The organism is Acidocella sp. MX-AZ02 (genome assembly GCF_000306035.1).
Taxonomy (GTDB): domain Bacteria; phylum Pseudomonadota; class Alphaproteobacteria; order Acetobacterales; family Acetobacteraceae; genus Acidocella; species Acidocella facilis.
Window position 1 is genome coordinate 75,668 of record NZ_JH976209.1, and the last position, 14,450, is coordinate 90,117.

The following is a 14,450-nucleotide window of genomic DNA, read 5'->3' on the forward strand; positions in this document are numbered from 1 at the left end:
CGTCGCCGGGAGGGATCACTGAAACCAGGCCGCTTTGGCCCTCAGATGACCGGGTTCTGGACCCCGTCCATCGGCAGCACGGCGCCGTTGACGTAGCTGGAGAGCGGCGAGGCGAGGAACAGCACCGCATTGGCGATCTCTTCCGGCTTGGCCATCCGCCCGGCGCGGATTTTCGCCACCGTCTCGGTCAAAGCCTCGTCCATGGAGATGTTGCGGCTACGCGCGGTGGCTTGCAGCCCTTCCTGCACGCGGCCGGTATCCGTCAGCCCGGGATTGATGCCGTTGATGCGCACGCCGGAATCGGCGTAGGCGGCGGCGAGGCCGGCCGTGGCCAGCATCAAGGCCGCATTCGCCGCGCCGCCGGCGATATGCTCGGGGGCCGCCACCTTGCCGCCGACGCCGATGATGTTGACGATGGCACCATGCCCGCGCGCGGCCATGCGCTTGATCGCGGGGTCGACCAGATTGATGGTGGAGAAATATTTCGCGTCCATCGCGGCGCGGTAGGCGTCTGGGGTGAGGTCCGGCGGCGGGTTGCGCCGCGCGGCGCCGGCGCTGTTCACCAGCACCTCCAGGGCCCCAAGCGCGGCCTCGGTCTTGTCCAGCAGTGCCAGCGCCGCATCCGCATCCGAGAGATTGGCGGCGAAGCCGATGGCACCCGGAAGCGCCGCCAGCGCGGCGTCGATATTGGTCTGATCGCGCGAGGCGATGGCCACCCTTGCCCCTTGCGCCAGAAACGCCTTGGCGCAGGCCAGGCCGATGCCCTTGGAGCCGCCAGTGACGAGAACCGGCTTGCCCGTCAGCCCGAGATCGATCACGCCGCCACCTTGGCCGGCAGCACTATCTGCTGCAGGGCCGCCACCAGGTCATCCATCATCGCATCCGTGTGTTTCGGGCCGGGGGTGAAGCGCAGACGCTCGGTGCCGCGCGCCACGGTGGGATAGTTGATCGGCGTGGCATACATGCCGAATTCCCGGATCAGCCGCATCGAGACTTCGGTGGCCTTGGCGGCGTCGCCGATCATCAGCGGCACGATATGGGAGTTGCTCTCCATCACCGGCAGGCCAGCCGCCTTGAACTTCGCCTTCAGCGTCTCCGCGCGGTCGAACAGCAAAGCCCGGCGCTCATCATCCTCTTTCAGGATGCGGATGGAGGTCAGCGCCGCGGCGACGGTCGGCGGCGGCAGAGCGGTGGTGAAGATGAACCCGGCCGCGACCGAGCGTATATAATCCAGCACCTTGAAATCGCCGGTGATATAGCCGCCATGGCAGCCATAGCCCTTGGCCAGCGTGCCTTCGATGATAGTGATGCGGTTGGCGACACCATCGCGCTCGGAAACGCCGCCGCCATGCGCGCCATACATGCCCACCGCATGCACCTCGTCCAGATAGGTGAGGGCGTTGTACTTGTCCGCGAGGTCGCAGATTTCCTTCATCGGGGCGATGTCGCCATCCATGGAATAGACGCTCTCGAAGACGATCAGCTTCGGCGCCTCGGCCGGGGCGGCGGCCAGCAGCCGCTCCAGATCCGCAAGATCATTATGCTTGAACACATGCACCGTGGCGGTCTTGCCGCCCTTGATGCCGACGATCATGGAATTATGGTTCTGCGCGTCCGAGAACACATGCCAATCCGGCAGGGAATTCAAAATCGCCGTCAGCGTCGCCTGGTTGGAGACATAGCCGGAGGTAAACAGTAGGGCGGCATCCTTGCCGTGCAGATCGGCCAGCTCCTCCTCAAGGGCGACATGCAGCGGCGAGGAGCCGGCGATGTTGCGGGTCCCGCCGGCCCCCGCACCGTAGCGCTGGGCGGCGGCGGAGGCGGCCTCGATCACCCGTGGGTCGGTGCCCATGGCGAGGTAATCATTGGTGGACCAGACCAGGATATCCCGCGTCTGGCCTTCCATGGTGACGGAATAATAGGGGAAGCGGTCAGCCAGCTTCTCCAGCGCCACGAAACGGCGATAGCGCCCCTGGGCCGAGATGTCGGCCAGCGCCTCGTCGCATTTGGTAAGAAATTTATGCATCTCGACCCGCGTTCGTGAAAATCCTGGGCGAAAAAAGCGCCCGCCAGCCGCCCAAGTCAATGACGCAAATCAACCGGGCAGCTTTGTGCGAAGCACAGTTGTTGGTCTTTGTGCGAAGCACAATTGTTCTTGTTTGTACGGCGCACAAGCTCGCCCGGTTTACAGCGCCGCTAAACCCGCCCGGCGACGTAGGTGCGCAAACTGTCCACCTCGTGCTGGCTCTGGTCGATCCGGGCCTTCACCACGTCGCCAATGCTCACCAGCCCGGTGAGGCGGCCATTTTCCAGGATCGGCAGATGGCGGAAATGCCCGTTGGTCATCATCTCCATCGCCTGCTCGACGGTGGTTTCCGGGGTGCCGGTGGTGATCTTGCGGGTCATCAGCGCGCCGGCGGTCATCGAGAGTGTGCCAGCGGCGCGGGTGGCCAGGGTGCGGACCACGTCGCGCTCGCTGAGAATGCCGATCAGCTCGCCATTTTCCACCACCAGCACGGCGCCGATGACTTTCTCCGCCAGGATGCTGACGACACCGCTGACCGGCAGATCCGCCGGAACCGAAACGAAACCGGGGGGCTTGTTCTTCAAGATCGCACTTACGAGCATTTTATTCCTCCGTTTTCAGCAAGTATGGGGCAAAGCCGCGGCAAGGTTCAATTATTATTTGAGTTGGTCTCAGACATTTCAGGTGTAAGCTGTGTTTCGACCAGATGCGCGAAGACGCCGCGCTGCGCCAGCAAATGCTGGAACGTCCCGCGTTCGACGATCCGCCCGGCCGCGAACACCAAAATCTCATCCGCATCGCGGATGGTAGAGAGGCGATGCGCGACGACAAAGCTCGTCCGCCCTTGCATCAGCTGCCGCAAGGCCCTGGAAACGCTGGCCTCGGTGGCGGCATCCAGCGCCGAAGTGGCTTCATCCAGAATCAGGATTGGCGGGTTTTTCAAAATCGCCCGGGCAATCGCCAGGCGCTGTTTTTGTCCGCCAGAAAGGTTAACACCGCGTTCGCCGATCAGGGTTTCAAAACCCTCCGGCTGCGCCTCGATGAAATTTAACGCCTCGGCCATTTCGCAGGCGCGGTGGATGTCTGCCGGTGTCGCGTCCGGGCGGCCGATGAGCAGATTCTCGCGGATGGAGCGGTTGAACAGCATGGCGTCCTGAAACACCACACCGATGGCGCCGCGCAGCGAGTCCAGCGTGACAGCCCGCAGATCCTGGCCGTCGATGCTGATGGCGCCGGCGCTCGGATCCCAATAGCGTTGCAGCAGCGCCATGGTGGTGGATTTGCCGGCCCCGGTGGCGCCGACCAGGGCGGTGACGCTGCCGGGGCGGGCGGTGAAATCCAGATCCTCGACGATCGGCACCGCGCTTTGATAGCCGAAGCTGACATGCTCGAACCGCACCGCGCCGGCGCGCAGCGCCAAAGCTTTGGCCCCCGGCGCCTCGGGCAGCAGGCTGGGCGCGTCCAGCACGGTGAAGAATTCCGCCAGGGTGGGCATTTGCAGGAACAGCCGGGAGATGAAGCCCATCGCCCCGGTCAGCCGCCCGACCAGCAGCATGGCAAAGCCCATGAAGGTGACGATGGCGCCGACACTCGCCTGGCCGCGCAGATGCAACAGCGTGCCCAGCATGAAGATGACGATGATGGTGATGGTGCTGGCCGCCGAGGTGACGACGCTGAGCAGCGCCCACCAGTTCAGCACCGGGATCTGCCGGTTCAGCACCGCCTCGCTGGTGCGGCGGAACTGGGTGGTCTCGGCGGTGAGGCGGGTGAAGGCCTGCACCACCAGCACATTCGCCAGCGTATCCTGCGCGGTGCCGGCGAGGTTGGACTGGTGGCGCTCGACCTGGCGCTGGGCGGTTTCCGTGCGGGTGATCACGAAGGCGGTGAGGGCGCAAAACAGCACCACCAGCAGGATCAGCGCCAGCGCCAGCCGCCAGTTCAGCACCAGAGTGAGCGGCAGCAGCAGCAGAATGGCGAGTGCCGTGGCCAGATGCTCCTTGAAGAAGGTCAGCCACATCCAGAACAGAGCGTCGGCGCCGGAGAGCATGATTTTCATCAGCTGGCCGGAATGGCGGCGGGTATGGAAGGCGGGCGGCATTGAGAGCACATGCTGGTAAAACCGGCTCATCGCCAGCAGCCGGTTGCGATGCGCCAGCCGCTCGGCCTGCACGGCGAGCACGATGCTGGCGCCGATGCTGGCCAGCCCGACCATCGCCCAAAGCCCGAGCAGCCTCACCGCCCCTCGCACCACCGCGGCCCGCGCCTGCGCATCGGCCCCGGTGAGCAGATTGATGACCCGGCCGAACAGCACTGGCTCGGCGAACTGAAAGCCCATCACCGCCAGATTGGCCAGGACCAGGAACCAGGCGATGGCGCGGTCCTGCCGGAGCAGGCCGAGCACGCGGGCATAGAGGGCGAAAAATTTCATCCTGGCCAGCCTGAAGGGCAAATGGGGCTGGCGCATGGCGGGGATGACTCGGCGCCTTGATTCAAATCATTGTTTTTGACATTCATTCGCATTAAGTCTGGGCTTCAAACCTCTGCTGGGGATATCAAGTGCTGCGCCAGACCCATTTAGGCTCGTCCGATGCTGGAACCACCCCGCGTGACATGACGCTGGGGCAGGCGAAGCCCGGCTTCAAAGGCAATATTCTCGCGGTGGACCCGATCGGCGTGCAGGGCAGCCTGCCGGAAGAGGAGCTGGAGCGCCGGCTGCTGGAGATGGGGCTGGTGGAGGGGGCCGAGATCGAGGTGCTGCACCAGGGGCTGATCCGGCGCGACCCGATCGCGGTGCGGATCAATGGCCGCGCCACCTTCGCGCTGCGCCGGCGGGAAGCCAGCGCGGTGCTGGTGGTGCCCGCCTGAACCGGATTTAACAGATGAGCCATTGCGCCGAGGCCCCGGAAAACGGCGCCGTTTTGCTTGCCGACAATACCGCGCGGATCGCGCTGATCGGCAACCCCAATTGCGGCAAGACCGCGCTTTTCAACGCCTTGACCGGCAGCCGCCAGCATGTGGCGAATTATCCAGGGGTCACGGTTGAGCGCAAGGCCGGCAATTTCACCACGCCGGGCGGGCGCGCCATCCGGGTGCTGGATCTGCCCGGCACCTACTCCTTGCGCGCCCGCAGCCCGGATGAGGTGATCGCCCGTGACGTCGTGCTGGGCCGGGTGGCCAGCGAGGCGCTGCCGGAATTTCTGCTCTGCGTGGCGGATGCGACGGATCTGCGGCTCTCGCTGCGGCTGGCGCTGGAGCTGAAAGCGCTCGGCGCGCCGATGGCGCTGGTGCTGAACATGGCGGATATCGCCAAGAATCGCGGCATCGTCATCGATACTGAAAAGCTGGCGGGGATGCTGGGCATGCCGGTCATCGCCTCGGTGGCGGTGCGCAAGGCCGGCATCCGCGAGCTGCTGGCCTTCCTGGATGAGCGTGTGGCGCTGGGGCTGCCGGCGCCCAAGCCCGTGCCCGCCTGGGAAGCGCCGGACCGCCACGCCATGCGCGACCTGCAACGCCAGGCGGATGCGTTGATCGCCGCCTGCGTGACGATGCCGGCGCAGACCTACAGCACCACGGCGCGCATCGATAAGGTGCTGCTGCACCCCATCGCCGGGCTGGTGGTGCTGTTCGCCATCCTGTTCGTGATGTTCCAGGCGGTGTTCACCTGGGCGCAGGCGCCGATGGACGCGATTTCCAACCTGTTCGATTGGCTGGGCGTGCTGGCCGGGCATGTGCTGCCCGCCGGGCCGTTGCTCTCCTTCCTGCGCGATGGCGTGTTGAACGGCGTCGGCTCCGTGGTGGTGTTCCTGCCGCAGATTTTGATCCTGTTCTTCTTCATTCTGGTGCTGGAGGATTTCGGCTATATGGCCCGCGCCGCCTTCCTGATGGACAGGATCATGGGCGGGGCCGGGCTGCATGGGCGGGCCTTCATTCCGCTGCTCTCCAGCTTCGCCTGCGCCATTCCCGGCATCATGGCCACCCGGGTGATCGATGGCCGGCGGGACCGGCTGGCGACGATCCTGGTGGCGCCTTTGATGACCTGCTCGGCGCGGATTCCGGTCTATACGCTGATCATCGGCGCCTTCATTCCGGACAGGCATGTGCTGGGCATCCAGCTGCAGGGGCTGGTGATGTTCGGGCTCTATGCGGTCGGCATTGTCGCGGCTTTGGGTGTGTCCTTCATCATGAAGCGCCTGGTCTGGCGCAAGGCGCAGCATGACCCGTTCCTGCTGCAGCTGCCGGATTACAAGATGCCGAGCCCGCGCAGTGTCGCCATCGGCCTCTGGCAGCGCGCGAAGGCGTTTCTGAAGCGCGCCGGCACGACGATTTTCTCGATGATGATCGTGATCTGGGCGCTCTGCTCGCTGCCGCTGGCCCCGAAAGGCGCCACCCAGCCCGCCATCGATTACAGCGCCGCCGCCTGGATCGGCCATGTGCTGGCGCCGATCTTCCAGCCGATCGGTTTCAACTGGCAGATCAATGTCGCGCTGATCCCCGGCATGGCGGCGCGCGAGGTGGCGGTGGCCGCCCTCGGTACGGTCTATTCCATCTCCGCCTCGGCGGATAATCCGGGGCATCTGGGCGGGGTGCTGGCGGCGCATTGGAGCATCGCGACCGCGCTGGCGCTGCTGGCCTGGTACGTGTTCTCGCCGCAATGCGCCTCCACCCTGGCGACCATCCGCCGCGAGACCGGCGGCTGGCAATGGGCGGCTTTGGTGTTCGCCTATATGCTGGCGCTGGCCTACGGGGCGGCGTTCGTGACCTATCAGCTGGCTTGTCTGGCCGGGCTTGGGTAGGCAAGTCATGGGGGACTTTTTGGAAAAAGTCCCCCACCCCTCCGGCGCCTTTCCAACGCTGCTGCGCAGCATTGGAACCTTTGGCGCCTCCGCCCCCCAAAAACTTTTGCTCCTTACCTCGGGGGTTAGGCGCGTTCTAGCGCATTGGCTAAAGCTTTGGGTGTTGAGAGGAAGGGGGAGTGGTCGGCTTGCAGGGTCAGGACCGTTTCGCACGGCAGCGCCGCCTGCATCGCCCGCTGCAAGGCCAGAGGCAAAATCCTGTCCTCGGTGCATTCTATATAGGCGCGGGGCAGGTCCGGCGTGGCGGTGAGGGATGCCGAGAAACTCCCCATCGGCTCCGGCCGCAGCCGCGCGGCGGCACGGGCCACCAGCTCCGGCGGGGCGAGATTGTAAAACCGGGGCACCACCGCCTCAGCTGCTACCGCCAGGCAGCGCCCGCGTGCCGGGCGTAGATAATCCGGCGCGCCACCGGCTTCCTTCATGGCCATGGCGCTCTGCATGCTCCCGCCCGGCGGCAGCAGAAAGCCGGTGAGATAGACCAGCTTGCGGACCGCCTGGGGGGCGATTGCGCCGGCTTCCGAAATCACCAGCCCGCCCCGGCTATGGCCGACCAGCAGCACCGGCTCCGGCGCCGCCAGCGCCAGATCCGCCACTTGCCGCGCCCAGAGCGGCAGCGGGTTGACCCCCGTCGGGACCTGCACGAGATCCGGCGCGATCACCTGATGCCCGGCCGCTTCCAGCAGCGGGGTCAGCGCCTCCCAGCACCAGGCGCCATGCCAGGCGCCGGGTACCAGCAGAAACACAGCCATGGTTCAGCCCGCGATCGGCCCGTACAGCCCCGGCCGGCGGTCGGTGAAGAACGGGTCCGCCTGCCGCACCGCCTGATGATGCGCCGGGTCGATCTCGGCGAAAATCATCTCCTCACCCGTCCCCGCCATCGCCAGCACCGCCCCGTTCGGCCCGCAGATGGAGGAGAGCCCGATATAGCCCAGCCCGTTCTCCTCACCCGAATGGTTGGCATAAGCCAGATAGACCTGGTTCTCATAAGCCCGCGCCGGGATCACATGCCGCGCCACCTGCTCGTAAGGCTCCATCTGCGCGGTGGGGACCAGCAGCAGATCCACCCCGGCCAGGGCCAGAGTGCGCGCCGGTTCGGGGAATTCGATATCGTAGCAGATCAGCAGCCCGAGTTTCAGCCCGCCCAGCTCGGCCACCGGGAAATCCTGGCCGCGCTGCTTGAACATGTCCCGGTCGAGATCGCCGAACAGATGCGTCTTGCGGTAATTCAGCAAAATCCGCCCATCCGGGCCGATCAGCACGGCGGCATTCGCCACCTGGCCCGCCACCAGCTCCGGATAGCCGAAGACCAGCGCGATGTTCAGATCCGCCGCCGCCGCCTGCGCCGGGGCCAGGCCGGATTGCGGGATGGCCAGCGCCAGCGCCGCCTGCGGGCCGATATTATAGCCGGAGAGATACATTTCCGGCAGGATGAGCAAATCTGCCCCCTGCGCCTTGGCCGAGGCCGCCTGCGCGCGCAGATGCGCGAAGCCGGCTTCGAGGTCGTTGACGCATCCGGGGCCCTGATACAGCGCGATTTTCATGCATGACAGCGTAGCACCGGCGCGCAAATGTTGAAAATCCTGGAAAAACCCGATAAACCCCGCCCGCCGGCACCCCTGGAGGCCGGCTTTTGTTGTTTTATGGAGCTGAAAATGGCTGATTTTGAACTGATTGAAGCCTCTGCTCGTTCGCGTGCCGGCAAGGGGGTGGCGCGGGCGACGAGGCGTGAGGGCAAGGTGCCCGCCGTGATTTATGGTGCCCGCCAGGAGCCGAGCCTGATCGCGCTCGACCCGCGCACCGTGATGAAGGAGCTGAAGCGTGGCGGCTGGCGCTCGCGCCTGTACGAGATCGACGTGGCCGGGACCAAGACCCGCGCGCTGATGCGTGATGTCTCCTTCCACCCGGTCACCGACCAGCCCGAGCATGTGGATTTCCAGCGCCTCGTCGCCGGTGAGCCGGTGAAGGTGGCCGTGGCCGTGCACTTCCTCAACGAAGCGACCTCGCCGGGCCTGAAGCGCGGCGGCGTGCTGAACGTTGTGCGCCACAAGGTGGAAGTGGTGGTGGACGCCGACCACATCCCCGAGAAGTTCGAGATCGATCTCGGCAAGCTGGACATCAACGACAATGTGCGTTGGCACGATCTGCAGGGCGCTGAGAACTGCAAGCCGGTGATCACCGGCCGCGACTTCGTCATCGCCACCATCGCCCCGCCGCTGGTGAGCGCCGAGCAGCTGGCTGCCGAGGCCGCTGCCGCCGCCGCTGCCGCCGCTGCCAAGGGCGGCGCCAAGAAGGGCGGCAAGAAGTAAGACGTAAAGTTACCGCGCCATGCTGCTTTGGGTTGGTCTAGGAAACCCGGAACCGGGCATGGCGCGGCAACGCCATAATATCGGCTTCATGGCGGTGGACGCGATTGCCTCCCGCTATGGCTTCTCCCCCTGGCGCGCCCGTTTCAAGGGCATGACCGCCGAGGGGCGCATCGGCACGCAGAAGATTTTGCTGCTGAAGCCGATGACCTACATGAACCTGTCCGGCGAGGCGGTGCAGGAGGCATCCTCCTTCTACAAGATCGCCGCCGCGGACATCACGGCCTTCCATGACGAGCTGGATCTGGAGCCTGGGAAAATCCGGGTGAAGAAAGGCGGCGGCAATGCCGGCCATAACGGGCTGCGCAGCATGGATAAGCATCTCTCCACCCCGGATTACTGGCGGGTGCGTCTGGGCATCGGCCATCCTGGCGATAAAGCCCGGGTGACCGGCCATGTGCTCGGGGATTTTTCAAAACAGGATCAAGCCTGGCTCGGCCCGGTGCTGGACGGCGTGGCGGATCATGCCGCGTTGCTGGCCGAGGGCAAGCCAGAGGATTTCATGACGCGCCTGGCGCTGGTCAACGGAGTGCAGAAATAATGGGTTTCAATTGCGGGATCGTGGGCCTGCCGAATGTCGGCAAGTCCACGCTGTTCAATGCGCTGACCGCGACGGTGGCCGCCCAGGCGGCGAATTATCCGTTCTGCACCATCGAGCCGAATGTCGGCCGGGTGGCGGTGCCGGATAAGCGGATGGGCGCCCTTGCCGAGATCGGCAAGAGCCAGAAGCAGGTGCCGACCAGCCTGGAATTCGTGGATATTGCCGGGCTGGTGCGCGGCGCCTCCAAGGGCGAGGGGCTGGGCAACCAGTTCCTGGCGAATATCCGCGAGGTGGATGCCATCGTGCATGTGCTGCGCTGCTTCGAGGATGACGACATCACCCATGTCGAAGGCTCGATTGACCCGGTGCGCGACGCCGAGACGGTGGAAACCGAGCTGATGCTGGCGGACCTTGAGAGCCTGACCAAGCGCGTGCCGCTGCTGCAGAAAAAGGCCAAGAGCAACGACAAGGCGGCCGCCGCCGAGCTGGAGCTGATCGAGCCGCTGATCAAGCTGCTGGAAGAGGGCAAGCCGGTCCGCACGGCCATCCCCAAGGGCGAGGAGGAGGCGGTGAAGCGGCTCAACCTGCTCACCTCCAAGCCGGTTCTGTATGTGTGCAATGTCGAGGAAGCCGCGGCCGCCACCGGCAATGCCCAATCCGCCCGGGTGGCGGAGATGGCCAAGGCGCAGGGGGCGGCGCATGTGATCATCTCGGCCGCGATCGAGGCCGAGGTGAGCCAGCTGCCGGATGAGGACCGGGCCGGCTTCCTGGCGGATCTGGGGCTGGAGGATAGCGGGCTGGACCGCATCATCCGCGCCGGCTACCAGCTGCTCGGGCTGATCACCTATTTCACCGTCGGGCCGAAGGAAACCCGGGCCTGGACGATCATCAAGGGCACCAAGGCGCCGGGTGCGGCCGGGGTGATCCATGGCGATTTCGAGCGCGGCTTCATCGCCGCCGAGACCATCGCCTATGACGATTACGTCGCCAACAAGGGCGAGGCCGGGGCGCGGGATACCGGCAAGCTGCGGGTCGAGGGCAAGGAATATGTCGTCAAGGATGGCGACGTGATGCTGTTCCGCTTCAACGTGTAAGCCGGGCAGGCTAGGATAAAGGGGCGCCCCGGCGACGGGAGCGCCCCTTTTTTGTTCCAGGAGCCAGCATGTCCCCCACGCGCATCATCGAAGCCATATTGTTCGGCGGGCGCTGGCTGATCGTGCCGGTCTATCTGGCGATGCTGGTGCTGCTCGGCATCATCGTGGTGTATTTCATCGGCGAGCTGGCGCATGCGCTGCCGACCATCGCCAGTATCACCGAAAACCAGCTGCTGATCTTCAGCCTCTCGCTGATCGACCTCTCACTCACCGCCAATCTCGTCGTGCTGGTGATCCTCTCCGGCTACGAGAATTTCGTGCGCAAGGTAGCGTTTGATGAGAGCGACCCACGGCCGGAATGGATGTCGAAGATCGATTTCTCCGGGCTGAAGCTGAAACTTCTGGCTTCGATGACGGTGATCGGTGCCGTGCATCTGCTGCGCAGTTTTCTGGATGTCGGCAATGAGAGCGACCGGAATTTGTTCTGGCAGTTGGTGATCGTGCTGGCCTTCGGGCTGCTGTCCCTGGTTTTGGCGCTGACGGACCGGGTGGAGCATAAGGAGTAGAAACCCTAAGGTAACTCACGCCACTCCCTATATTTTTCAAGAAATTTCTGTCGATGACTATCAAGGTAAGCTTGCGTTTTGTCCAAACGAGTAATTGAGTTACCCCCATATAGTCCGAGTTTCGCAAGCGTATCGGCAGATAGATCAGACCGCGCCCAAATTTTCCCCTCAGTGCTGAAAGTTATAATGTGTTTGTCAAAAAGCGCATCGATTGAGGCGGTAAGCAAGATGCCGTTACTAGGGTCGAGCCTCTCCTTATCATTAGATAGGCTCCAGCTTTTAATGTGCGATGCCCGCAACGCTTCCGTAACGCCACATCCAGTAACCGCGCATTTTCCATGCCAAATTTCGAGCAACGCGGAGCGGAAGGTACCTTGACCTAAGCGCGCATTTATAAGTGCAGTTTTAGTTGTCGGTAATTGGTTTGATTCAGCGATATCGTTGATGTCTTGAATTAAATTCGACGAGTTTGATAAATCTGTTTCAAGATGCTCCTTGAGAAGAATCTGAAATCCCCGTTTTTGTAACGGATCATTTGTTGGCCAACCTCCACCTTGATTTGGCGTAGGATCGCCAGCACATCGAGATGCTAAGTGCAGAACGGCTTTTGGCGGGTAACGGCGACCATTTTCAGGATTAATAACATCCCATTTCGTCGATTGTCGAAAACCGTCAGGGATTCCGTTTTCATCAATATGACGAAACGCTTCTCGAACATGTTCTGCGCCGAAAATCATTACTCTCCCTTTGCAGCGTGATGGGTTTTTGAAATAGCAAATTAGAGAAATTAAAAACAATAATTTACAAATCTCATATTGTTTCGGACGTAATCAAGCATGAATCGTTTCACAATCCTGTTTTTGCCTTTTCTCCTCGCCAGCCCAGCCTTCGCCGCACCGGCTCACTGGTCCGGCCTCGCTAAATTTGCCCGCACTTACCCGGCGGCGGGGCTGATGAAATCAGGGGTCGTGCGCGAAGAGCTGGCCGTTTTGCTGAGCCCGGCGCAGCGCGCACAGCTTGTGGCGATGGCCGTGTCGCCGCCGGTTTCGAAAATCGGCGGGGATTTAATGGCACAATTCTGTATGCCCCATGATTGCGGCAGCGAAAGTGCGGTTCTGGTCATCGACCCGGGGGCGGCAAAACTATGGGTCGGATTTTACGAGACGGATGGCAAGCGCGTGCAAATGGAGTGGATCGGCACGGACGACCCTGCCGCCCTGCCGCCGGATATCCAGGCCAGCCTGGCCAAGATCCATAACCCGTTCTGACCCCTCCAACCAAGCCGCGCATAGACGCCATTGCAGCCCGGATTTGCGCTTTTCCCCAATAGGCCCTAGTCGTATCAAACCGGTCTTGCCGCATGCCCTGGAACATTGACAATGTAACAGGGCCGTGGGGGGAGCGGGTGGCTTTCGTGGCAGAGTATGTTCCCTGCCAGAGACAAGCCAAGAATGAATTAGGAATTTCTTATGGCGATCGGCACTGTTAAATTTTTCAACGAAACCAAGGGCTACGGCTTCATCAGCCCGGAGACCGGCGGCCCGGATGTGTTCGTGCACATCTCCGCTGTGGAGCGCGCTGGCATGCGCAGCCTGAATGAAGGCCAGAAGGTCAAATTCGAGCAGGTGCAGGATCGCCGCAGCGGCAAGACCGCTGCTGACAACCTGGAAGCGGCGTAAGCCGAATAGCCGGCAAGCTCGCTTTCCGGCTATTTCAGAGCCTCAAGCTTTCAGCTTGAGGCTTTTTTTGTCTTGATGCGCAATATCGCGCGCGTCAGGCCGGGAATGGCACCATGCGGTTGCCGGCCTCATCCCATAGCGTGAAGCTGGGGGCGCGCAGGGCGTCGCGCAGCGTCAGGATGGTCACGTCCCGCGTCACGTCCGGGCAGCCATCATGGCAATCCTGCAGCCGGTAATTCGGAATGCCGGGGCGCAGATGGTGAATGTGATGCAGCCCGATATTCCCCGAAAACCATTGCAGCCAGGCCGGCAGCTTCAGATATGAGGCGCCATGCAGTGCCGCTTGCGTCGGGCACCAATCGGCCTGGCGGGCCCATTGTGACTCCTCGAAGCGATGCTGCACCGAGAACAGCCAGATGCCGATGATCGCCGCCAGGATGATGGCGGGCAGATGCACCAGCAGCACCGCCTTGAGGCCAAACGCCATAATCAGCCCGCCATAAAGCAGCACGAGCCCCAGATCGAGCAGATAGACGCTGCGCCGCTCCCGGCGCTGGGCGCGGGGGGTGTCGAAGGGCAGGCGGTAGAGCAGCAGGAAAATCACCGGCGGCAGCAGCACATGGATCAGCAGCGGGTGGTGGCTCAGCTGGTAGAGGCGTTTGCCCCAGCCGGACATCGCCTGATATTCCGCCAGCGTCGCGCAATCCGAGAAGAAATCCGCCGGGATGCCGCGCCCATCCAGATTGTTCCAGCTCTGGTGATGCCGCGCATGCAGCCGGCGCCAATAGGAAAACGGCGTGAAGGTGACCAGGCTGCACAGCGATCCGAAGGCGATGTTGAGGCGCTTGGAGCCGAAAAACGAGCCATGCCCGCAATCATGCTGGAACATGAACAGCCGCACGATCAAGCCGCTGGCGGGCAGGGATAAAGCCAATGTCAGCCAGAGCGAGACATGCAGGCTGGCATACATGGCGGCGATACAGAGCAGATAGAGCCCGAAGGTGGAGCCGGCCTGAAACGCGGCCCGGCGGGTGCACGCCGCCTGATAGGCCCGCAAAAGCCCGAGCGGCAGCGCGCCGGCGGATGATGGGCTGCTGAATTCTGTCGACAAAAAAAGGCCTCCCGGGTTTTGATTTATGCCTCTCACCTTATCACAATCGATCGGGCGGAAACCAAATCATTCATGTCCTGTCCGGCCCTGGGGCCGGGACTGGCTTGGGCCCCGTGCCCCGGGCAGACAAGCCGGGTTACGTGAACCTGCCGTGACACGCGCTCCATTTATGTTTTGGCGCGCAATTTGATGGGTTTATCGTGACGCTGGCGCGTCA

16 protein-coding genes are annotated in these 14,450 nt (G+C 63.3%); 8 read left to right on the forward strand and 8 right to left on the reverse strand.

The annotated features are described in order from the left end of the window. Positions 1-41 precede the first annotated feature (41 nt). From MXAZACID_RS12605 to MXAZACID_RS12620, 4 genes are all read right to left on the reverse strand, one after another. The gene (locus tag MXAZACID_RS12605) at positions 42-818 is read right to left on the reverse strand and encodes an SDR family oxidoreductase (protein ID WP_008494782.1); all 777 of its coding nucleotides are present in this window, start codon (positions 816-818) and stop codon (positions 42-44) included. After that, a complete protein-coding gene (gene hemA / locus MXAZACID_RS12610) occupies positions 815-2,026 on the reverse strand; it encodes a 5-aminolevulinate synthase (protein WP_008494783.1) in 1,212 nt (403 codons plus the stop codon). The genes MXAZACID_RS12605 and hemA overlap by 4 nt, the downstream gene beginning before the upstream one ends. Before the next feature lie 170 nt (positions 2,027-2,196). Further along, a complete protein-coding gene (locus tag MXAZACID_RS12615) occupies positions 2,197-2,628 on the reverse strand; it encodes a CBS domain-containing protein (RefSeq protein ID WP_008494785.1) in 432 nt (143 codons plus the stop codon). Between the two features lie 47 nt (positions 2,629-2,675). Beyond that, entirely contained in the window at positions 2,676-4,454 is a 1,779-nt protein-coding gene (locus MXAZACID_RS12620) for a glucan ABC transporter ATP-binding protein/ permease (protein WP_039885451.1), read from the reverse strand. A 128-nt stretch (positions 4,455-4,582) separates the two neighbouring features. Here MXAZACID_RS12620 and MXAZACID_RS12625 point away from each other — a divergent pair, with 128 nt between their 5' ends. Together MXAZACID_RS12625 and MXAZACID_RS12630 are read left to right on the forward strand one after the other, a co-directional pair. Further along, positions 4,583-4,891, forward strand: a complete 309-nt coding sequence (locus MXAZACID_RS12625; protein WP_240376669.1) for a FeoA family protein — start codon at positions 4,583-4,585, stop codon at positions 4,889-4,891. A 14-nt stretch (positions 4,892-4,905) separates the two neighbouring features. Continuing rightward, a complete protein-coding gene (locus tag MXAZACID_RS12630) occupies positions 4,906-6,819 on the forward strand; it encodes a ferrous iron transporter B (RefSeq protein ID WP_008494788.1) in 1,914 nt (637 codons plus the stop codon). A gap of 125 nt (positions 6,820-6,944) precedes the next feature. Here the strand turns inward: MXAZACID_RS12630 and MXAZACID_RS12635 are convergent, their stop codons facing one another. Both MXAZACID_RS12635 and MXAZACID_RS12640 read right to left on the reverse strand, forming a co-directional pair. Beyond that, positions 6,945-7,628, reverse strand: coding sequence for an alpha/beta fold hydrolase (locus MXAZACID_RS12635; RefSeq protein WP_008494789.1), 684 nt, complete (start codon positions 7,626-7,628; stop codon positions 6,945-6,947). A 3-nt stretch (positions 7,629-7,631) separates the two neighbouring features. After that, the gene (locus tag MXAZACID_RS12640) at positions 7,632-8,420 is read right to left on the reverse strand and encodes a carbon-nitrogen hydrolase family protein (RefSeq protein WP_008494791.1); all 789 of its coding nucleotides are present in this window, start codon (positions 8,418-8,420) and stop codon (positions 7,632-7,634) included. Between the two features lie 111 nt (positions 8,421-8,531). Here MXAZACID_RS12640 and MXAZACID_RS12645 point away from each other — a divergent pair, with 111 nt between their 5' ends. The 4 genes from MXAZACID_RS12645 (at position 8,532) to MXAZACID_RS12660 (ending at position 11,443) form a co-directional block, all read left to right on the forward strand. Then, positions 8,532-9,185 carry a 50S ribosomal protein L25/general stress protein Ctc gene (locus tag MXAZACID_RS12645; RefSeq protein ID WP_026438954.1) on the forward strand — a complete coding sequence of 218 codons (654 nt, stop codon included), beginning with the start codon at positions 8,532-8,534 and terminating at the stop codon, positions 9,183-9,185. Between the two features lie 19 nt (positions 9,186-9,204). Beyond that, the gene (gene pth, locus MXAZACID_RS12650) at positions 9,205-9,783 is read left to right on the forward strand and encodes an aminoacyl-tRNA hydrolase (RefSeq protein WP_039885365.1); all 579 of its coding nucleotides are present in this window, start codon (positions 9,205-9,207) and stop codon (positions 9,781-9,783) included. After that, positions 9,783-10,877 carry a redox-regulated ATPase YchF gene (gene ychF, locus MXAZACID_RS12655; protein WP_008494794.1) on the forward strand — a complete coding sequence of 365 codons (1,095 nt, stop codon included), beginning with the start codon at positions 9,783-9,785 and terminating at the stop codon, positions 10,875-10,877. Before pth ends, ychF begins: the two co-directional genes overlap by 1 nt. Before the next feature lie 68 nt (positions 10,878-10,945). Then, entirely contained in the window at positions 10,946-11,443 is a 498-nt protein-coding gene (locus MXAZACID_RS12660) for a TIGR00645 family protein (protein WP_008494795.1), read from the forward strand. Positions 11,444-11,448: 5 nt separating this feature from the next. Here the strand turns inward: MXAZACID_RS12660 and MXAZACID_RS18350 are convergent, their stop codons facing one another. Beyond that, the gene (locus tag MXAZACID_RS18350; protein WP_008494796.1) at positions 11,449-12,180 is read right to left on the reverse strand and encodes an HNH endonuclease; all 732 of its coding nucleotides are present in this window, start codon (positions 12,178-12,180) and stop codon (positions 11,449-11,451) included. Between the two features lie 99 nt (positions 12,181-12,279). Here MXAZACID_RS18350 and MXAZACID_RS12665 point away from each other — a divergent pair, with 99 nt between their 5' ends. Together MXAZACID_RS12665 and MXAZACID_RS12670 are read left to right on the forward strand one after the other, a co-directional pair. Then, complete coding sequence (locus tag MXAZACID_RS12665; protein WP_008494797.1) at positions 12,280-12,711, forward strand: hypothetical protein; 432 nt, start codon at positions 12,280-12,282, stop codon at positions 12,709-12,711. A 201-nt stretch (positions 12,712-12,912) separates the two neighbouring features. Then, positions 12,913-13,122: a cold-shock protein gene (locus MXAZACID_RS12670; protein ID WP_008494800.1), complete on the forward strand. Its 210-nt coding sequence runs from the start codon at positions 12,913-12,915 to the stop codon at positions 13,120-13,122. 94 nt (positions 13,123-13,216) lie between these two features. Here the strand turns inward: MXAZACID_RS12670 and MXAZACID_RS12675 are convergent, their stop codons facing one another. Continuing rightward, entirely contained in the window at positions 13,217-14,233 is a 1,017-nt protein-coding gene (locus MXAZACID_RS12675; RefSeq protein WP_008494801.1) for a fatty acid desaturase, read from the reverse strand. Positions 14,234-14,450: the final 217 nt, after the last annotated feature.